We start from the raw sequence: 20,855 nt of genomic DNA, 5'->3' as shown, positions 1-20,855 counted from the left end.
TAAACGATAATAAAATACTACGTGAAAAGATCGCATTTTGTATAAAAATATCCCTTAAGTTGATGGGTGTGGGGTAGAACCACATTGCCATCAAGCTAAGATTTTTAGAAACCTCCCATAACAAAAATTTTATCTTTTCACAGTTATTCATAAGAGTTTGGCTCATTTTTTTCATTTTGGGGAACAATTAATTTCTTAAGTTGATGGGCATGTATGGTGCCCCCATTGCTATCAAGCTAACTAGACAAAATACCCCCTAAAAAGAAAAAGGCGTTATTCTTTCTGAGAAATCATAGGAAAGGATAACGCCTTTATATCAATATGGGGTATAGCCGAGATACGTGTAAAAATAGGTCATAGACTTACATTTATTTCCAATCACGTTTGAAATCAGCTATTATATTTTCATAAAATTACAGCTTAGATGATAGTTAGCTAATTGTCTAAAGAAAATGTATGCATAGCTTTGCTGTGTGTTTTATCAATGTAGTTTTTGGATAATGTTTGGTCAAGTTGATACTAATACCCTCGATAAACGGAAGAAAATTAAGAGTGTTCCGAGAAAAAGTGATTAAAAAACGCTCTTAATTTATTTAATTGAGTTATCCTTTCATACAAAAATCTGATTATTTATGTAATTGGTATTCCATTAAAACGCTCATTTACAGAAGAACATTATTCAAGTGAAGTCCTCTATAATTCAATTACAACACCTTGAAAGTTTATGATACTATCCTGATCACACTTTTTATATTTAATGTTTTAAGGAAAAAAGCTATACTATAAGCGAAACTAAAAATCAGAAAGGAAATACCAGAACATGGAAAATTATTTACTATTTATCCTTACAGCACTCCTTATTATAATGATGCCTGGTCCCGGTTTTGCTTTAGTTACAAAAAACACTATCTCTCATGGTAGAAATGGTGGGATAAAGACCGTCTTAGGAACGGTATCTGGAATGATGATTCATACAATAATGGCTACACTAGGACTCTCTGCTATCTTAATGAAATTTGCTATGCTATTTACATTAATAAAATATGCTGGGGCATTTTATTTAATTTATTTAGCTGTAAAGTCAATTAAAAATGCCTTTTCTAAAAAAGAAGATATGTCAGGTTCAGTGGAAATAAACTCTAAGGATATTGGAACTGTTAAAAGTTTTAAACAAGGATTTACCACGGCAATCTTAAACCCAAAAACGGCTGTATTTTTCCTTAGTTTTCTACCCCAATTTATTGTGAGTAATCAAAGTCATTTCTTCCAATTTCTTTTGTTGGGACTCACATTTACGACTTTGACAGCAATATGGTATCTACTTTATATCTCTCTAATACGTCAATTAAGAACTTTTTTAAGAAAAGAAAAGGTGAATCGTACAATAGAGGGTATTACTGGCACAGTATTATTAGTATTTGGAGTTAGGCTATTTTTCCAAAAATAAATATGTAATAGGGGTACAGCCACATCGCTATCAAGCTAATAAAACAAAATACCCCCTAAAATGAAAAAATACGCTATTCTTTCTATAGAATCATAGGAAAGGATAACGTTTTTTTCATTTTAGGGATACAATTTCGCTTTAGTTAAATGGTGATGGGCGACTTTCTAACAAAAAATTAGTTTAGTATTTTTTTAACTGTATTAAATATATAACTATTTTAATACCATAAAAGAGTATTGCAATGGTCATTATTTTCCCGAAAATTTTTATCGTTAATTCTAAAAGAGCACCTTGTTTAAATGCTTTCTTTAGAATGAATTCAAATAGAAGTCCAAATACAACAATTATAGCTAAAAAAATTAATAAGGAAACTATTTTGCTGGAATACGTAGTCGCATTAAAAATACGATATTCTGGAAAGATGAAAAAATCTATTACAGGGCTTAATGTGTTACATATTTGATTATCACATATGTCTGTTATAGAAGTTGATTCTGTTATGGATTTAACTAATTTTTCAATTGATTTTTTCATGTCTTCTCCTTTTAGATTTATGCAAATTTATTAATATAATAATGTTCTCTAAATACCGACCTATAATAAAATAATAACAAAAAAGTAAAAAAATTCATATTTAATAAAATTTGATTTCGATTAAAAGGTGTATGGTAACAAATCTTATTTCTATCGTTTTGGGATAACTCGCTATTTTTAGGTTGATGGTGATATACAGCGACCCCTTATAGTGAAACACAATTAAAAAAGTCTACTTATATTCAATTTAAAATGTCCAAAAAATAAAGAATACGTTATTCTTTCTGTAGAATCATAGGAAAGGATGGCGTTTTTTGTATGTCTGTTTCTATATCTGACGAGTTACAATTATTTGCACAGGAGATTCAGAGTTTTTTATCCCCAAATACCTTACAGAATCTAGCTAGAGATGTTGGATTTGTACAGCGATCAAGTAAGTATCAAGCACAAGATTTAGTAGCTTTATGCGTATAGCTAAGCCAAAGTGTAGCAAAAACTTCCTTAACCCAGTTATGTAGTTGTTTAGAAGCATCAACAGAAGTACTCATAAGTCCTGAAGGACTAAATCAAAGATTTAACGCCGCAGCCGTGCAGTTTCTACAACAAGTATTAGCTAAACTTCTGAATCAGAAATTATCTTCATCTAGGCTGTTTTCTACTTCATATAATCCTATTTTTAAACGTATTCGTATCTTAGATTCTACTGCATTTCAACTTCCAGATGTATTTTCATCGGCTTATCCTGGTGCAGGAGGTTGTAGCCATAAGGCTGGTGTGAAAATTCAACTTGAATATGATCTTTTAAGTGGACAGTTTCTCCACATTCATACGGGACCAGGTAAACAACATGATCGAACCTACGGTTCTTTGTGCGTTCCGACTGTGAAAGCGAATGATTTGTGTATCCGAGATTTAGGTTATTTTCACCTCAAAGATCTTCAACATATACACGATAAGAAAGCTTACTATATCTCTCGTATTAAATCCAATACACGTATTTATCAGAAAAATCCTAACCCAGAGTACTTTCAAGATGGACGAATAAAGAAGAATACGCAATACATTCAGTTAGATATAGAGAATTTGATGAATTTTCTACACTCAGGGCAAACCTATGAAATAACAGATGCTTATGTAGGGATGAATGACAAAGTACCAACTCGTGTCATCTTCCATCGACTTACCAAAGAACAACAACAAAAACGCCTACGAGATCAAGCTATTCGAGAGAAAAAGAAAGGAATGACATATTCTCCTCGTAGTAAACGGCTCAGTGGTATAAATGTGTATATGACAAACACCCCTATAGATATTGTCCCGATGGGGCACGTACATGACTGGTATTCTTTACGTTGGCAAATCGAAATTTTATTTAAAACGTGGAAATCATTTTTTCAAATTCATCATTGTAAAAAGATAAAACCAGAACGATTGGAATGCCATTTGTATGGTCAATTGATTGCCATTCTAATCTGTTCTTCTATCATGTTTCAAATGCGTCAATTACTCCTCATGAAGAAAAAACGAGAGCTTAGTGAATATAAAGCCATATATATGATTAAAAACTATTTTCTTCTTCTATTCCAAACAATACAAAAAGACACCCAAAAGTTATCAAAGATACTACTTCGCCTGTCCAATCTTCTGCAGCAAAACGGGCGAAAATCCCATAGGTATGAGAAGAAAACAGTCTTTGATATTTTAGGCGTCGTATACAATTATTCCATGTCTCATAATCATGCAGCTTAATTTTAAAAAAACCAAACCCATTAGGGTTTATTTCGTATGCAATTCTTTAAATGATAAACAATTAGTCATTAGAACATAGGGATTTTCTCACCTGAAATTAATTTTACATAATCTTAGCTTGATAGCGATGGGGTACAGCCATATGCCCATCAACTTAAGAAAACACGTTACCCTCAAAACGATAAAAATAAATTTTAGGTCTATAAGAACACAAAATTTCCATGTAGAGGTACTTTAAAATCTTAGCTTGATGGGCATGTGCCAAACCCCTATATTGGTAAAACCTTAAGGGGTTTGGATTCCTATTGCCGTTTCTGTTCCGTTACTACACAAACCCCTACTTGACAAACATTAGCTGGTTTTTGTGTTTGTTTAGCAGGATGAAAATATGTTAGCTACCAATTTTTCTGTAGCAGGGCTGAGGGCTATATTTTTTTTGCGGATTAATCCAACAGGTAAAGCGAATGAAATATCATCGATGTCACGAATAGCGTATTGATGTGGATTGGCAACGAAATTGCTAGGTAGCATAGCAATACCAAACCCTTGCAATACAAGATTTAAAACCATCTCCATGCTTGCTGCATCGTAATTAGAGTGTAAATGAATGCCATGATGAAGAAAACCATGCTCTATTTTTCGCCGATAATCACACAATTGTCCAGTTAAAATGAAATTTTCATCTTCCAAATCGCATATGTAAATTTTTTCTTGTGTAGATAATGGATGGTCGATGGGCAGTATCAAACAAAGCTTTTCTTCATATAGCGGATAAAATTCAAGATTTAATTCTGGTGATGGAGGGGGACATAAAGCAATATCAAGTTCATTAGCGATAATCCGTTGACTAAATTGTTGGGTTACGCCACTTTCGATGGAAAGACAAATTTGTGGGTGTTCTTTCATAAACGTTGTTAGTACGGAAATCAAATTTGTTTTGCCAATGGAATCAATTGCTCCAATCCGAATAAGTCCTTTCTGACCGATTGAAAATTCTTTTGCGGTTTCGGTGATTACATCCACTTGATTTAATAAAATATCTGCCTGTTCTTTCACAAGTCTTCCGGCTTCGGTTAGCACCATTTGTTTTCCTTTACGCTCAAACAGTTTGATGCCGAGTTTTTCTTCTAATTGATTGATGTGTAGAGTGATGGTAGATTGTGCGTATTGCAGCAGATTTGCTGCTTTTATCTGACTACCACATTGGACAACAGCTTGAAATGTCTGTAACAAACGAATTTCCATAATTCATTCCTCCTGAAGAATAGTTCATTTTTGTTCATATTGACCAATATATCATCGTAAATTACTATTTGTATAGAAGGAGATGATAACATGAAAGATTTATTTTCCGTTGATATCACAAACAGTGAGTAGAAATTTGTTATGGATGGTATAGAACAAATTCCATTACGAGATGAGAATGGTGAACTGCGTTATGTCGTACGATTTGCACCGGGGGCAAAATTCCCTCAACATACGCATAAGGATACCGAGGAATTATTCGTATTAGATGGAGCTCTTATCAGCAATGATGTTGAGTATGGAGCAGGTTCTTATCTCTGTTATGGACCTAATACAGAACATGAACCATGGTCTGAAAAGGGTTGTTTGGTTTTTGTAATGGAACGTAATGCTGGATAGTGTTTTTCTGTTTCTGTTTTTTTGTGTAGGAAATTATTAATTTTTATTGTTTTCATGCAAACATTGCCACATAGAATGGATAACCTTCATTCTAAGAGGAAACCGCTCGAAAAGGAGCGGTTTTTTTTATGTTGTGTGCCCAGCAAACCGTTAATTGTTAGTTGGTGAAAGTCCAACCGAGGTAAGAGTTAAGTCGCCTCGTAGCTGACAGGCAACTGGTGGAGAAATCCTAAGGTTGAAGTCCTGTGACCAATTTGGACACTGACTATATTTTAGTTCCTCAAGCAATTAGGCCCAGAACCAGCAACCAAATGATAAAAAATTACCAACAAATGGAATATCTAAAATGAGAAATGAATAAATAGGATCTACTTAACATTAGCTCCCGTTATCAGTAATTGGATAACTACTTAAAACCGAAAAGGAATTTGCCAATTTTTTTGCAAAACTCAATGGTGGTTCAACAGATTGGATATGAATATACATAATCAATGGCTTCATATATAACCAATGATTATGTAAGGCGCTAACAATAATCCCTTGTTGAACAATTGATTGCATAAATAAAGGAATTTCTTCTTGTAAAATAGTGATTTCTCCCAAGTTCAACGCATTGCCATTTTGATCTAACGATTCAAAAGATATCCCAACCGGTATCACTGAGGTGCTTGGTCGTCCTTGAACAAACACTTTAATATTACGACGCAAGGAGACAGAACAAACACCCTAATTTATGTTGCTTTTTCCATTAAGAATTTTAGCAAATTGTTCACAAAGGAAATTAAGGTTATTCATAAATCTGATGCCCCTTTCTTATCAGATAAAAGTTACTTCATAAGTATTAATACTCGTCCATTAGCTTTTATATAAGTAATTTAAGAAACTCTTATTTAGATAATAAGAAAACAATGCATATCATACTCACTTCTCATTTAATTTAAAAACACCAAAAATATATTTTAGGGACGTTCTTAAAATATTTATATCTGTCGGTACATGATTGTTTTTCCTCAAAGAAATCACCAGTTTAAAAAGTTATGATTTTCTGGATAGGTGAGAGTGATACAGGATTTTGTAGGCAGAAAACATATCCCAGTAATTCAAATCAGTTCATATTTAACTAGTTAATATTCTTTAGGGGAATCCAATCTCTTTTTGATAATTCATAGTCTATTCGATTTCAAAAAATGTACTCTGTATCAAAGCATTCAACATCATTATATTTCCTCTTACATTCATGTCTCTTTTTATCTCTTGAGAAACTTGGCAACGGAACCCAGATTAATTCATCTACATGAACTATTTAATGCTATTGAACATAATAAATTCTTTTACAATGATACATACTAGCCTTATATAAATTGTTATAATACGAACACGCAATCCCAAAAGGAGGAGCTACTCGTGTCTGAACATATAGAGATTATTTTGAGAACACTGTTATCTTTCTCGATTTTATTTATCGGAGCTAAAATATTAGGAAAGCAAATTATCGCTGAAATGAATACCTTTGATTTTATTGGTGCTATCTCTATCGGAAGTATTATTGCAAATTTGGCATTTAATTTAAACGTAAAAACTCATCATGCAGTTATCGCTTTTATTATTTTAGTATTTATCATTTTAATGGTTAGTTATATATCCATGAAAAGTCGGATAGGCAGAAAAGTATTTGCCGGAAATCCAACAGTCATTATTGAAAACGGAAAAATTTTAGAAAATAATATGCGAAAAATGCGCTATTCTCTAGATTATTTAAACCAACAATTAAGAGAGAATGGTATTTTTAACATTGAAGAAGTTCTTTATGTCGTAGTTGAAACAAATGGTAAAATATCTGTTTTGAAAAAACCTGAATATCGTACTGTTACAAAACAAGATTTAAATATACCAACAAAAAAAGAGTGTAAACTCCCCATCGAGCTAATTATGGATGGAGAAATTATGACAGAGAACCTAAGGCAAAACAATCAGACGGAGTTAGAATTACAATGTGAACTAAAAAAACGTAACCTTCGCTACAAAGATGTTACGTATGCTGTACTTGCTGCAAATGGAAATATCTACATTGATACATATAAAGATAACATTACCTCTCCAATGGACCAAGAATAGGCTAGTTCTTCTAAAAACACAGGTGAACATAGGGGTACAGCCAAGATACATGTAATTTTGAGTCATAGGCTTACTTTTATTTCCAAACATAATCAAATCGGGGTTTTCTCTATAATTTTTAAACTTATTATCATACACCCTAATCATACAATTGAAACAAAGTATTTTCAGTAGCTAACTAATGAATGATTAGGGGTGACCCATAATAGGGGTCGCCAACCACATGACATAAAACCCACGCTAATCTATTATTTTCTAAATGAAAAGCCGAATTTCCTTATTAAGTAATTTTGGTTCTTATGCTTCTAGCATATTTACGCATCATCTTCCAAAAGTACACGGGTATGGTTGAGATAAGTTCAAAAAATAGAAAGACCTCATTCAAGAATACTTATCATGAATGGCGCCTTTCTATTATAAAAGTTGTTTCATTTCTATCTTGAAAATGTTGTATATTCATTAGATTTAAACGATTGAATCAAACTAGTTCTGTTGTATTAAAATCGTATTTATACCTTTTTAACAAATTCAGATTTTAATTTCATAGCTCCAAAACCATCAATTTTACAATCAATATCATGATCTCCATCAACTAAACGAATACTTTTTACTTTTGTACCTATTTTTACGACTGATGAAGTTCCTTTTACTTTGAGGTCTTTAATTACTGTTACAGAATCACCATCATTTAAAACATTTCCATTTGCATCTTTGATTACCTTTGTATCTTCACTATTGTTAGTTTCTGATTCTAAAGTCCATTCATGAGCACATTCTGGACAAACAAATAGATTCCCATCTTCATAAGTGTATTCTGAATTGCATTTTGGGCAGTTTGGTAAATTAGACATATTTTTATTTCCTCCACTCTTTATCATGCATGCGAATAGATAAGCATTATTTTCAATTTCCTTTTTCCGCCTTTGTAAGAAAAACAATTCCTAAGCTGAAATTTAAGAAGCTTTTCTTATCTATCTCTTAACCATCTATTTTATCGCAGATCTTTCAATTTCTTAATAATCAGGTTTGGTGTCGCCCATTCATCACGATCGAAATCAGAAATAGAGACTTCAATATTTAAGCGTTCTTGAAATTCTACTAATAAGGATACTGTACCAAAAGAATCTAGAACCCCTTCTTCAAATAATTGCACATCTGGGTTATCTTTTACGATATCATTTTCACATACTTCTTCTAAAATATTTAATACTTGATCGTTAAATTCAGACATTGTTCATTCTCCTTTATATCCAAGGTTTATAATGAATTTTTTCTTAGACATCAAAAAAACTTTGTACGTTAAATAAATTGTTTAAAAATCCAATGCATTTGCTTTATTATTTATTGTATTCCCTTCTTGAGATTGCTGAGAAAAACTGGTACATTCACGAAAAGCGAAATGCTTACACCCTATACATTTTTTCGTATTCAAATATTCTAAAGCACAGTTAATTGCTTCCCCCGTATGATCAAAAAAGTTCTCTTCCCCAATCTCAGCGTATAATCCATTCTTATCTAGAGTTGTTTTTAACTCTGATTGAATTCCTGAAACAAGAAGTACGCCACCTTGCTTTTTAAAATGCTGAACAATATTCCTAAAATAAGCTTCTCCTGTTGTATCGATAAAAGGAACTTTTCCCATACGTAAAATTAAAACTTCAGGTTTATAATGAATGGTCGCTAGAATGTTTTGTTCAAATGTTTGAGCCGCACCAAAAAACAGTGGACCTTCTATTGTGTAAATGCTAATTTGTGGACAATCATGAGTTTTATTTACCACGTGTGGTAATAATTTTTCGTTCTTTTTTGTGTGATCTGGAAGCACTTTAGATATAACAAGCATATTACTCATACGTTTTGTAAACAAAATAATAGCTAAAATAAGACCGATTTCTACAGCTGTTGTCAAACTAGTAAATACAGTAAGCAAAAATGTTACAAGCAATACAAGGGAATCCCCTGTCTTCATTTTAAGTATGTGAACAAAATGTTTTTGTTCACTCATATTCCAAGCTACCACCATTAAAATCGGAGCCATACTGGCAAGTGGAATATGTGAAGCATATGGAGCCAATAGTAGAAGTGTGAATAACACAAATATCCCGTGAATAATACCTGACATCGAAGATGTAGCTCCGCTCTTAATATTAGTTGCTGTTCGAGCGATCGCTCCAGTTGCTGGAATTCCTCCAAAGAACGGTGTAACAATATTGGCAATTCCCTGACCAATAAGCTCTTTGTTACTGTTGTGTTTACTATTTGTCATACCATCTGCCACGACAGCGGATAAAAGAGATTCAATACCACCCAACATGGCAATAACAAATGCAGGACCAATTAACTGTTTTATACGCTCTAATGTGATTTCTGGTATATCAAACTGAGGAAGTGTGTTTGGAATCGTACCATATGCTGTACCAATAGTAGGTACATGACCTGAGAAAAATACAGTTGCAATTAAAGTTGAAATAACAACACCTATTAATGAACCTGGTACTTTTGGCAAAATCTTTGGTGTTATGAGTATAACAAAAAGGCAAATCAAAGCAGTTATAACACTGTAAAAATTGATAGTACCGATATGAGTGAAGATTTCCTTCAGGTTTACTATAAATTCCTCATGCTTTTTTATACCTGTTAGACCTAAAAAACCAGCAATCTGTCCCGTAAAGATAATGATGGCAATACCTGATGTAAAGCCAATTGTTACAGGTCGTGGGATAAACTTAATTAAAGATCCTAGTTTAAAAATTCCCATAAGGCATAAGATAATTCCAGCTAATAAACCAGCAAGTAGTAAATCTTCATACCCATAGGTAATTACAATTCCTAAAAGAATCGGAACAAAAGCCCCTGTAGGCCCTCCAATTTGATACTTTGAACCACCAAATAGCGAAATAAGTATCCCGGCAATACATGTTGTATAAATCCCATACTCCGGCTTAACACCAGAGGCTATTGCAAAAGACATAGCAAGTGGAATCGCAACAACTCCAACAATTACTCCTGAAAGAAGATCTTTTTGAAAATGCCTCAATGAATATCCTTCAAACCTTCCGGTAAATAATCCTCTCATTACAAACCCTTCTTTTCTATTTTTAATAAATCTGAATTACAAATGTATTTCTCGTGCTCTTATTTCAGGATATTTTCATTACTCCATAAGAAAACATCATCTTAATATTTACTATACGTTTTGCTTAAATGACGCTCTAATTTACCTATATCTCCACCTTGTTGTACGTAGGATTCCAACCTTTCTGCTAGAAGTTCCCCGGCTCGACTATCTAGCTTCTTCGTATCTATAAACGATGTAATCCTTACCCTATCTGGGGTACTATCTCTACGAAACATCTTCCCTGGAATTTTAATCCAAAAACGAGTCCATTCATCTAATAACCCTATTTGATCAAATAAAAAACCTTGAATCCCACATAACCAAGCTGTACAAGCTGTATTTCTTTTTTGACATCCAACGCCATCTTGTAAATGCTGGCATGAAAAACAACAGGAATTCCCACTTTTAATACAAACTTTACAAATGTGATGAGCTCCTATTGAGCGAAATATCTCAATCCCATGTTGGATGAAATCTTCTTTCTTAACTTCAATGCTCAACCTATCCCTCCTTAACTATCGGTGCACGCTCTGTCTCATCCAGTTCCTCTAACATTGAAATTGTATCGATTAAATGGTTGTTAAAAATTCGCTTTGCAACTACTAATAAATCCACAATCATAGGATCCCGTAGTGAATATAAAACTCTTTTTCCATCTTTGGTGCCAACAACAATATTTTTTGAACGTAGTACGCTCAGTTGTTGAGAAACAGCTGAACCCTCCTTATTTAGAATAGTTTGCATTTCATTTACACTTTTTTCACCCTCGGATAATAATTCAAGAATACCTATTCGCAAAGGATGAGATAAGGCCTTAAAGAAATCAGCTTTAAATTGTTGCATTTCGTTTCCCATTCCAACACCTCCATTGGTTATTTTTTCTTTATAGAAGTATCATATACATCTTCAGATGTTTGAATATGTATATGATACTTCTATAAATTCGAAATTTCAATACAAACTTTAAAATGTTGACTGTAACAAAAACGACCGTTTTTGTTACAGTCATTGTTATTGAGTTATGAAGTTAAGTGAAGAAGAACGCGCAAAAGTGTTAGATGAAACATTAAGCGTAGCAAACCAAATCATGAATCTAGAGCGTACCGTTTTTATCATGATGTTTAACGAAAAAGAGAAAATCCTTATGGATTCTTATAAGAAAAAGCGTAGATCACAAACAGAACTTCATTATGATGTTGCTGACAAAGAAGGGTTCGACAAAACGTTTTATGAAGAGCGTATTGATTTATTACAAAATGATATTCGTATGATATCTTTTAAAAAGCTATGTGATAATGAACCCGCACCAGAGGACTTAGAACTATTCAAAGAACGTTATGAAGGGGTAGCACCACACACCCATCAACTTAAGAAAAGTAAACACCCCAAAAACAAAAAATGAGCTGACTTCTCAAAATAACTAACTATAGAGAAAGAAAAATTTCATTTAGTGGGTACTTCAAAACCTTAGCTTGATTGCGATGGAGGCACCATATCAAAAAAAGAAAATTGTGCGTTTAGACATATTTTTCAACCGCTTCCTGTACGTTAAGGGACTCGTTATTTTTTTACAGTTTTTTATTATGAAATTCTAAATAACTAATTATAATAGGTGAAAAAAACGATCAATAGTTGGGGTACGGAAAGGATTCGAATTTACATTCTTTCTCAATACATATCATGGATAAATAAAGTAAAATATGGGTTGGGGCTATGTCTCATGTTGTGTTAATCCTAACAATAACTAAGGGTACATAATATGCTTTCATACCTTTGAATAATTTTTTTATAGAAGGGATGGAGATTTAACTGGCTCAAATTGTTGGTATTGATAGATACCTTTGTACTGGGGCTTTAATCTATATGCGTGAGGGCCTTTCCCTAAGTCTTTTCAGGAAGTAAGGATCAGTAAGCAAACACTTATACAATATGAATAGAGGAGAGGAATGCCTTATGAAAATACGTATTCAAATTACATGTGCAAGTCTGGCCCTTTTAATAGCTGGAAGTTCCCTGTTATATACAACACCAACCTCAATTGTAAAAGCAGAGCCTACTCAAAATGTATCTAGTTCGTTACAAACAAATACTCAACGAGATCGTACTTCCGTCAAGCAAGCAATGCGGGATACATTGCAACTTGGATACCCGGGGATACTTGCTAAAACTTCTGAGGGTGGAAAAACGTGGGGGTATGCCGCTGGAATAGCGGATCTGAGAACCAAGAAACCAATGAAAACAGATTTTCGCTTTCGCATTGGGAGTGTGACGAAGACGTTCACCGCAACAGTTGTACTTCAATTAGTTGGAGAGAATCGCCTGAAGCTAGACGACCACATCGAAGACTGGTTGCCTGGTGTCATTCAAGGAAATGGATATGATGGTAACAAGATTACTATCCAGGAGATATTGAACCATACAAGTGGTATCGCTGAATACTCAAGGTCAAAAGACGTTGATTTTACGGATACAAAAAAATCGTATACGGCTGAAGAGTTAGTGAAGATGGGGATTTCTTTTCCCCCAGACTTTGCTCCAGGAAAGGGCTGGTCTTATTCAAACACAGGATACGTATTACTGGGTATCCTTATTGAAAAAGTAACTGGAAACAGCTATGCGGAAGAGGTTGAAAATCGAATTATTGAACCACTTGAATTGTCGAATACATTCCTACCAGGCAACTCAAGTGTTATTCCAGGCACTAACCATGCCCGTGGATATGTCCAACCAGACGGAGCAAGTGAGCTAAAAGACGTTACTTATTATAACCCAAGTGCAGGTAGCTCTGCTGGAGATATGATTTCTACTGCTGACGACTTAAACAAATTTTTCTCTTACTTGCTCGGTGGCAAATTACTGAAAGAACAGCAACTAAAACAAATGCTTACTACAGTTCCTACAGGAAAAGAAGGAATCGATGGATATGGTCTTGGAATCTATGAAACTAAGCTTCCAAGCGGTGTCTCGATATGGGGACACACAGGTGGCATTCTAGGGTTTACTACTCTTGTTGGAGGTAAACTTGGAGGCAAGCATACGTTGGTCGTCAATTGGAATAGTTTGGGTAGAACTGACAGTCCTAATCCTTTTAAAAAAATTTTACTTGCTGAATTTAATAAGTAGGAAAAATTTATCGTAGTTTTCATAGTTAAAAATATACTTTTCTGTTTCAAAAGCCCCAACTTATTTTCAAGAAAAATTTGGGGCTTTTTTTGTTTTGATGGCGTTTATTCTCCTTAAGTTGATGGATGTGGGGGCACCATATCAAAAAAGAAAATTGTACGTTTAGACATAATTTAGACACATTTTATCCAGTTCCCTGTACGTTAAGGGATTAGTTTGTATATTTGAGGAGATGTACTAGACAGATGTGCATTTAGGGAAATCCAATATTTTCTATTCAAATATGATAGAATGGAAATATATACAAAACGGAGGAAAAACAAATGAACTCAAACACAAAACAGTTTATTAATGATATCCGGCAAAGAAAGAACAATTATTTAGAAAATGTATTAATAGCAATACAACACCCAAAAAAAGAGCAATCTGAACAGGTCATTCAAAATATAGTAGAGAAGATGGATATGATGATTAGTTTAGTTACTACTTACATGAGGATTGAATCAGGATCTATGGAAGAATTAAAAGAACTTCAGGAAGAAATTATTCATGCTCAAGCATATATTCAAAAAAGAAAATTTGAAGAAACACAGAGATAAAACCCTGTGTTTTTATTTGGTCGTCTATGACGCCAATCTGTTATAAATCAAATTAGATGTAATTTAATCATTGTTTTGGCATAATCCATACAATTTGTTGAATACGTACAATATACGGTACCGTATCTTCAATGAGCAAATGATCTGGTTTCACATCCTTTAACTTTCCTCTTACATTACCTCTTACAGTTTCAATAACCACAAGTTTACCAATTACTGATTGTAATGTCTGATATACGTAGGGGTTAGGTACACTTACCATATTTTGTTCACTAAAGTCATTTTCCTCCAAATAACTCATTCTATAAGACTCCTTTCTAACTTGCATTCTTTCTCCTAATATATGATATAAATCTTATAAATATGCTAGAAGGATAATTCATTATATGAACGAAAATAACATTTTAATAAGGTACGTTTTCTATTCCTAAATTACTAAAAAATTATTAATATAAGATTATTTTTTAGTAATTAATAGGTACTGATATAGGGATATTTTAAATGTACATTTAGGTTGTTCTTTTCAAGATATTTATCATTTTAAATACGCCCTTTATTAGAATACTGCTCATACTTTTTTTGAGATCCTTTAGTAATCCGTGCGTTAAGTAAAATTGCTAACAACAAAAACACTCCATATTTTCCCCCTGTAGCTCCTATGATAATCACACTAGTACAAACAAGTACAATTAATAGGAGAAACGAAACTAAATAAATACGGTTATAGTTCTTTGACATCTTCTCATATTTTATGCGTTCTTTCCTTGCATCCATCTAAATTCCTCCTTTAAATTATCTATTTCACTATAAAATAAATATCGCTCTTAAAAAGAAAACAATCTATCGTTTCAAATAATTAGTTTGTTTTTTTATCAACTAATTTATATAAAATAAAAAGAAATACTACCAATATTAAGCTTTCCACCATGATAATCCCGACCCTCTCCTTCCTTTTAACCCCATCACATCCGATGAAATTTATGTATATCCTATTATTATCAACAACAAACAAAAAGGATCTTCCCTTCGCGTAAAGGCTGATCCTTTTCTTCGTTCATTCAACTATTTTTAGCTATTCTTGATTAATTAGAATAACAGCTGGTCCATCTACACGAATTCCACCAACTTCGATTTTTTCATAAGGCTCAACTGTAATAGAAATAATACCTTCTCGCTTCTTTAATTCATTACTTAATTCTTTTGTTAACATTTTTTTCATGTGTGCACTCCTTCTTACTGCTTAATTTACTATTGTTATGTAAATAAGATTAAAAATGGTTTCCTGGTCTGGAAACCATTTTTTGTAGTTGACCATATGGTGTTACCAGTTCGTTTATCAATTTTACGTAAAGAAGATAAACAATTACTATTCACTGTCTCAGTAGATGTTAAGGAACTCTTAAAGAGATAGCGGTGAGATTGATTGTTTTTTCTTCTAGAAATAATGACTTAGATAATATATTACCTAAAACAATGAAAGCCCTACCTCTCTTTCATCCTTACGGCTCCTTGTCCGTGCCAGTGTGAATCAGGATTGCAAAAATCAAGTGACTATTTAATCGAGTTATTTGATGAAACTTTGAACGTTCGTAAAAGAAATTTAAAAATAAAAATGGATAAGATTGAAGTAATAACAAAAGAGGTTCCTACTCTAAAAGTGAGTTGAAGAAGTTGAATGTCTTTGAAATGATTTACTTTTAATAATCATCATATTCCCGAAAAATTCAGGATATTTTCGGGGGATTTAATACATTATCTATAATGAATCTTAACAGAAACTTTTTATTTGATTTTCAGTGATCCCTTTAATTAATCCTAGTTCACTAATCAAAAATTCATGTGCGTTATCCAACATTTTTTTTTCGCTTGTATTCAGTGCCTTTTCTTTCTTCATACGCATTAAATCACGTACAACTTCAGCACCTTCTTGTATTTCACCCGTTTTTATTTTGTCCGTGTTCACTTTATACCTTTGTTTCCACGGCAATAATTTATCTGATTCTCCATGCTGAAAAATGTGTATAATGTGTTTTAATGCAAGTATATCAGTAACTGGGCGTATACTCGAACTTAGTATTTTACCCATAGGAATCATGACTTGCATATTACTGATTGACATTTTTATAACATAATACTGTTGTTTTTTTCCTGAGAATTCTTTTTCTTCTATGGCTTCAATTATACCTGCTCCGTGCATTGGATAAACAATGTTATCGCCAATTTGAAACATATAATCCACCTCCATATATGGTAACCTTCTTAACCTTAACATATATGTGATTTTTTATCAAATATTTTATAATATCATAAAATCATTTTTATCGTCAACCACTTTTTTAATAAAAATTAAATTAAGTAAAAAACACCCCAAAACAATAGGGATTGTGTCAGATTTCCCATAAAGGGAAGGGTAATTTCCCCGCTTATATTCTGAAATCTATACTCATTAACGTAGATCAGTTTTCCCTTGAAAACGACCAAATCGATCCCGTATTTTTTTCAATCTTGTGTGGTATTCCAAAATCTCAATTCTTTCTTTTTCAGCTAAAGGCGCAATTGGTCGTAAGTCTTTTAACCCCCAATAATCAACCACTACATCAAGTACTTGATCAAAATATTGTAGTGGTCCATAATTCGCTTCTTTTGCAATTATAGCCATTCTATTTTCAAAATCAGGCATGACGGCACCTGGCATTTTAAAATTCTTAATCACATTGGCAATATGATAGCAATAATTAGGTTCCAATTCCAAATGTGTTCGAATGACATCTCGATAAAACGCATAATGAAGAGTCTCATCTTTTGCAAGGCGGCGTAATAATGTAGCAAGATCTGGATCATGCTTACTTGAAACCTTAGCTACATTATTGTAAAACACCATCGTTGCAAGTTCTTGTAGCGTCGTATACGTCATCGCTTCGATTGGTGTATGAAAATCAGGTTCAAATCCTCCCTCAACGACTGACTTTCTTAATTCATGTAATCGTTTAGGGTTCACACTTCGAGTGAGTAGTAAATACGTCTCCAATAAATTCGAATGTTGATCCTCTTCTGAAGTCCAAGTATGTATAAAGTCTGTAATAACAGAAAGGGATCCTTTAAAAGTCGCAGATAAATACGTTGTAAACCATGGTAAATTCACTTCTGTTAATAAAGCTGTTTCAATGGCCGTAATTACACCAGAAGGAAGAGTAACTTGACTTTCATCCCAAGGAACTCTTTTAAAGTCCATTCCCTTATCCCATGGTAAAAACTCATGATAACCCCAATCTATCTTCTGCGCTCTTATTTTATGTTGTTCATAGAGTTCTTTTAAACGTGGTTCTAATCGAAAATCTAAATCATTTGTTAGCATATATAAGTGCCCCCTTTTCTTATCATAGATAGTCATTCTATTTTTACATTCATTTTTATCCTTAAAAATTTTCTACAAATAAATATTATTTTCCTTTTTTAAGTCAAACATAACAAATTTTTAACAAAACTCTTTAATAACGCTTTATTTCTATATGGGGTCCCTTCACATCGCTATCAAGCTAAGGTTTTTAAGTACCCCCTAAACGAAAAATTTATTTCTCTATAGTTAGTAATTTTGGGAAATCAGTTCATTTTTTGTTTTTGAGGTGTTTACTTTTCTTAAGTTGATAGGCATGGGGTCCCACCACATCGCCATCAAGTTAAGGGTACTAAGAGGATATATGTGAGGGGTATATTTAAAAATTTCTACGATTGTACTAAATATGGGCATAACAAATAAACCTATTAAATAGGTATTTTTTAAAAAATTATGCAACTTTGAAACTTTGTGACAACGTATAATCATACACAACACCTAAGATATCAAAGACGGTTTTCTTTTCGTACCGGTGAGATTTCCTCCCGTTTTTCTCTAAAAAATAAAACAAGCGTAGTAAAACTTTTAATAATTCATGGATGTCCTTTTGTAATCCTTCATAAAACAATAGATAATAATTTTTTATCATATAGATGGATTTGTATTCACTTAACTCTTTCTTTTTCTTATCCAAGAGTAACTGACGCATTTTGAACATCGTCGATGAACAGAGTAGAATACTAATGAGTTGCCCATATAAATGACATTCTAAGCGTTCTTTCTTGATTCCTTTGCACTTGTCAATTTGAAAGAAAGATTTCCATGTTTTAAATAAAATTTCAATTTGCCAACGTAATGAATAGAAGTCATGGATGTGTTCCGTTGGAACATTTCCTGCAGAAAGGTTCGTAATATACACGTTGATTCCACTCAGCCTTTTACTCCGTTCTTTGTAGATAATACCTTTCTTTTTTTCTCTTTTGGCTTGTTCTTTCAACCTTTTTTCTGTTTGTTCCTTTGTTAATCGATGAATAATAACACGAGCTGGCAATTTTTGATACTGTCCAATGTATGCCTCTGAAATCTCCATTGTTTGACCAGGGGGCAATTGATTCATGAGTTCTTCCATATCTGACTGAATATAAAGTGTTCCTTTCTTCACGGTCCCATTTCGAAAATACTCTGGCTCATCATTCTTACGATAGATTCGAGAATTTAATTTCAAACGTGAGATATAGTAAGCTCCTTTATCATGGATCTTCTGTAAGTCATGTAGGTCAAAATAGCCTAAATCTCTTATGTACAAGTCTTTTGGTTGAATGGTCTGTAGGCTTGTTGAACCAAAGGTTTTATCATTTTCTCTTCCTTCTCCTACATAAACGTGCAGGAACTTTCCGCTCAATAGATCATACTCCAATTGAATTTTAACTCCTGCCGTATGGCTACTTCCACCGGAACCTTGGTAATGTGAAGAAAACTTATCTGGAAGCTGAAATGTTGTAGAATCTAGAATCCTAATGTGCTTATAAGTCGTGGTATATTGATGAATTATTTCTTGTGTTGAATAAATCCTTTGAGTTAGAAGGTTAGATAGAACTTGTTCAAGAAACTGTACTGCGGAAGCATTAAATCGTTGGTTAAGCCCTTCAGGGCTGATAAGAACACCTGTAGATACTTCAAGACAGCTACATAATTGTGTGAGTGATGTACTTGCGACCTGTTGACTAAGCCATACACATAAAGCAACTAACTCCTGTGCTTGATATTTACTCTTTCGCTGAACGAATCCCTTTTCTTTGGCTAGGTGTTCTAGAACATGAGGAGACATATGTCGTTGTAACTCTTCAGCAATCGGTTGAAGTTCGTCAGAAAGATTCATAAAGAAACGCCATCCTTTCCTATAATTCTACAGAAAGGATAACGTCTTTTTTGCTTTATGGATAGTACAAAATCTTAGTTACTTTTATATACTTACATAATCATTGTTATCGGAAATAAATCAACTAACACACTCGTTAGTTAAATCGTGTAAATTGTTCTTCAAGGAATAGATCAAATTCTTTACTAAATAATTTTGATTCTTCTAGAAATGGATAATGATTACTTTCATTGAAAATAATTAGTTTAGAATTTGGAATTAACTCTTTCATTTCTAATGAATATGGCAATGGACATTGTACATCATATTTTCCACACATTATCAATGTTGGCGATGTGATTAGCTTTAACTTTTTAGTAACATCGTATATTTGGAGTTCTCGACTAAAATAGTTCAAACGTACAGCTGACATTTTCTTCGTAATGTTTAGTCTAAATAATTCTGAATACCTTTTCGGCTCAAATAAAGACATTTTTGTCCTTTCAATTGAAAGTTCTTTTCTAACCTCTGCTGATAAGTCAGAACGTTTTAAGGCTTCATTTAGCTCTTGCATTCTAGTGAATTGAGGATGGTTTGAATTATAGATACACTCGGATGAAAACGTAAAATATTCTCTTGCAGATGCTCCAACAATTATATTGTATCTCAAGCTACTTGAAAAATAGATTCCATAAATAATCCCTAACATTCCCCCAGTCGAATGACCTGCAAACCCCCATTGATCCAAACCCAAAGCTTCACGAATAGCTTCCAAATCAAAAATCGTTTCTAGCATGCTTAGTTGATAAGGCTGTAAAGCTTTTTCCGAATTACCAGTTTCTCTCAAATTAACTAAATATACTCTATGAGTTTTTGTAAAAGTTTCTGCAAAGTAATCTCCTGTTTCATTAAATTCAGAGTAGTGGTGGGTCACACAAAGTGGCTCACCTTTTCCTTTTACGAATACTTCAAAATTCCCACGAGATGTACTGATTAAATTTTTACGCCACCTATTCATAAAATTCTCCAATCCATTAAATTTATTAATCCTTTATTCAATTAACTGAGATGGAGTACCTTTAAAATCAATAATAATCTTAACGGAACTAAAAAACCTACATACATGATGTAGGTTAACATAACCCATCATTATCGTAGTAGACAAAAAAATCTTACTTCTTATCTTTTTTCAAATAAGAAGCTAGCTTTTTCGTTTTGGGGGTGACTGGATTTCTTAAGTTGATGGTGATGTGGTGCTACCCCACATCCATCAACTTAAGGATTTAGACTATTCTTGAAGGTGAAAGCACGTTACTATTCTCTTATGTTAATGA

At 33.1% G+C, this 20,855-nt stretch carries 19 protein-coding genes and 3 pseudogenes; 7 read left to right on the top strand and 15 right to left on the bottom strand.

Annotated features, from left to right (window positions below):
- Positions 1-820: 820 nt before the first annotated feature.
- The gene (locus JDS80_RS28055; protein WP_199640536.1) at positions 821-1,447 is read left to right on the top strand and encodes a LysE family translocator; all 627 of its coding nucleotides are present in this window, start codon (positions 821-823) and stop codon (positions 1,445-1,447) included.
- Between the two features lie 180 nt (positions 1,448-1,627).
- On the opposite strand, the gene JDS80_RS28050 is transcribed toward JDS80_RS28055, so the two are convergent.
- Positions 1,628-1,981, bottom strand: coding sequence for a hypothetical protein (locus JDS80_RS28050; RefSeq protein WP_199640535.1), 354 nt, complete (start codon positions 1,979-1,981; stop codon positions 1,628-1,630).
- A 318-nt stretch (positions 1,982-2,299) separates the two neighbouring features.
- On the opposite strand from JDS80_RS28050, the pseudogene JDS80_RS28045 reads away from it, so the two are divergent.
- Positions 2,300-3,730, top strand: a pseudogene (locus JDS80_RS28045) (IS4 family transposase).
- A gap of 372 nt (positions 3,731-4,102) precedes the next feature.
- Here JDS80_RS28045 and JDS80_RS28040 read toward each other — a convergent pair.
- Positions 4,103-4,975: a LysR family transcriptional regulator gene (locus tag JDS80_RS28040; protein ID WP_199640534.1), complete on the bottom strand. Its 873-nt coding sequence runs from the start codon at positions 4,973-4,975 to the stop codon at positions 4,103-4,105.
- A gap of 141 nt (positions 4,976-5,116) precedes the next feature.
- Here JDS80_RS28040 and JDS80_RS28035 point away from each other — a divergent pair, with 141 nt between their 5' ends.
- Positions 5,117-5,374 (top strand): cupin domain-containing protein, encoded by a 258-nt coding sequence (locus tag JDS80_RS28035; protein ID WP_242477445.1) that lies wholly within the window; start codon positions 5,117-5,119, stop codon positions 5,372-5,374.
- A gap of 378 nt (positions 5,375-5,752) precedes the next feature.
- On the opposite strand, the pseudogene JDS80_RS28030 reads toward JDS80_RS28035, so the two are convergent.
- Positions 5,753-6,169: pseudogene (locus tag JDS80_RS28030) on the bottom strand (DUF1259 domain-containing protein).
- A gap of 609 nt (positions 6,170-6,778) precedes the next feature.
- Between JDS80_RS28030 and JDS80_RS28025 the strand changes: the two are divergent.
- Positions 6,779-7,489 (top strand): DUF421 domain-containing protein, encoded by a 711-nt coding sequence (locus JDS80_RS28025; RefSeq protein WP_199640533.1) that lies wholly within the window; start codon positions 6,779-6,781, stop codon positions 7,487-7,489.
- Positions 7,490-7,998: 509 nt separating this feature from the next.
- Here JDS80_RS28025 and JDS80_RS28020 read toward each other — a convergent pair.
- The 5 genes from JDS80_RS28020 to JDS80_RS28000 form a co-directional block, all read right to left on the bottom strand.
- The gene (locus JDS80_RS28020) at positions 7,999-8,340 is read right to left on the bottom strand and encodes a zinc ribbon domain-containing protein YjdM (protein WP_199640532.1); all 342 of its coding nucleotides are present in this window, start codon (positions 8,338-8,340) and stop codon (positions 7,999-8,001) included.
- 140 nt (positions 8,341-8,480) lie between these two features.
- Positions 8,481-8,720: a D-alanine--poly(phosphoribitol) ligase subunit DltC gene (dltC, locus tag JDS80_RS28015; RefSeq protein WP_199640531.1), complete on the bottom strand. Its 240-nt coding sequence runs from the start codon at positions 8,718-8,720 to the stop codon at positions 8,481-8,483.
- A gap of 81 nt (positions 8,721-8,801) precedes the next feature.
- Complete coding sequence (locus JDS80_RS28010; protein ID WP_199640530.1) at positions 8,802-10,565, bottom strand: SulP family inorganic anion transporter; 1,764 nt, start codon at positions 10,563-10,565, stop codon at positions 8,802-8,804.
- 101 nt (positions 10,566-10,666) lie between these two features.
- Complete coding sequence (locus JDS80_RS28005; RefSeq protein ID WP_199640529.1) at positions 10,667-11,107, bottom strand: DNA mismatch repair protein; 441 nt, start codon at positions 11,105-11,107, stop codon at positions 10,667-10,669.
- A 1-nt stretch (position 11,108) separates the two neighbouring features.
- Positions 11,109-11,462, bottom strand: coding sequence for an ArsR/SmtB family transcription factor (locus JDS80_RS28000; protein ID WP_199640528.1), 354 nt, complete (start codon positions 11,460-11,462; stop codon positions 11,109-11,111).
- A 163-nt stretch (positions 11,463-11,625) separates the two neighbouring features.
- Here JDS80_RS28000 and JDS80_RS31740 point away from each other — a divergent pair.
- The 3 genes and pseudogenes from JDS80_RS31740 to JDS80_RS27985 all read left to right on the top strand — a co-directional run.
- A pseudogene (locus JDS80_RS31740) lies at positions 11,626-11,955 on the top strand (hypothetical protein); the annotation flags it as partial.
- A gap of 605 nt (positions 11,956-12,560) precedes the next feature.
- Positions 12,561-13,730, top strand: coding sequence for a serine hydrolase domain-containing protein (locus JDS80_RS27990; RefSeq protein WP_199640527.1), 1,170 nt, complete (start codon positions 12,561-12,563; stop codon positions 13,728-13,730).
- 323 nt (positions 13,731-14,053) lie between these two features.
- Entirely contained in the window at positions 14,054-14,329 is a 276-nt protein-coding gene (locus JDS80_RS27985) for a hypothetical protein (protein WP_199640526.1), read from the top strand.
- A 67-nt stretch (positions 14,330-14,396) separates the two neighbouring features.
- On the opposite strand, the gene JDS80_RS27980 is transcribed toward JDS80_RS27985, so the two are convergent.
- The 7 genes from JDS80_RS27980 to JDS80_RS27950 form a co-directional block, all read right to left on the bottom strand.
- Entirely contained in the window at positions 14,397-14,630 is a 234-nt protein-coding gene (locus JDS80_RS27980) for a YuzF family protein (protein WP_003202925.1), read from the bottom strand.
- Between the two features lie 239 nt (positions 14,631-14,869).
- Positions 14,870-15,103 (bottom strand): hypothetical protein, encoded by a 234-nt coding sequence (locus tag JDS80_RS27975; protein ID WP_199640525.1) that lies wholly within the window; start codon positions 15,101-15,103, stop codon positions 14,870-14,872.
- 298 nt (positions 15,104-15,401) lie between these two features.
- Complete coding sequence (locus JDS80_RS27970) at positions 15,402-15,548, bottom strand: BC1881 family protein (RefSeq protein ID WP_000738547.1); 147 nt, start codon at positions 15,546-15,548, stop codon at positions 15,402-15,404.
- A gap of 549 nt (positions 15,549-16,097) precedes the next feature.
- Positions 16,098-16,559: a CarD family transcriptional regulator gene (locus JDS80_RS27965; RefSeq protein ID WP_016079014.1), complete on the bottom strand. Its 462-nt coding sequence runs from the start codon at positions 16,557-16,559 to the stop codon at positions 16,098-16,100.
- A 216-nt stretch (positions 16,560-16,775) separates the two neighbouring features.
- Complete coding sequence (locus JDS80_RS27960) at positions 16,776-17,684, bottom strand: acyl-ACP desaturase (RefSeq protein WP_199640524.1); 909 nt, start codon at positions 17,682-17,684, stop codon at positions 16,776-16,778.
- Positions 17,685-18,114: 430 nt separating this feature from the next.
- Positions 18,115-19,542 carry an IS4 family transposase gene (locus tag JDS80_RS27955; RefSeq protein WP_199640523.1) on the bottom strand — a complete coding sequence of 476 codons (1,428 nt, stop codon included), beginning with the start codon at positions 19,540-19,542 and terminating at the stop codon, positions 18,115-18,117.
- Positions 19,543-19,678: 136 nt separating this feature from the next.
- Positions 19,679-20,539, bottom strand: coding sequence for an alpha/beta fold hydrolase (locus tag JDS80_RS27950; protein WP_199640522.1), 861 nt, complete (start codon positions 20,537-20,539; stop codon positions 19,679-19,681).
- Between the last annotated feature and the right edge of the window lie 316 nt (positions 20,540-20,855).

The organism is Bacillus cereus group sp. N8, from assembly GCF_016483685.1.
Taxonomy (GTDB): domain Bacteria; phylum Bacillota; class Bacilli; order Bacillales; family Bacillaceae_G; genus Bacillus_A; species Bacillus_A proteolyticus.
The sequence above is the reverse complement of the archived record's forward strand: the minus strand, read 5'-3'. Positions and strand labels throughout refer to the sequence as shown.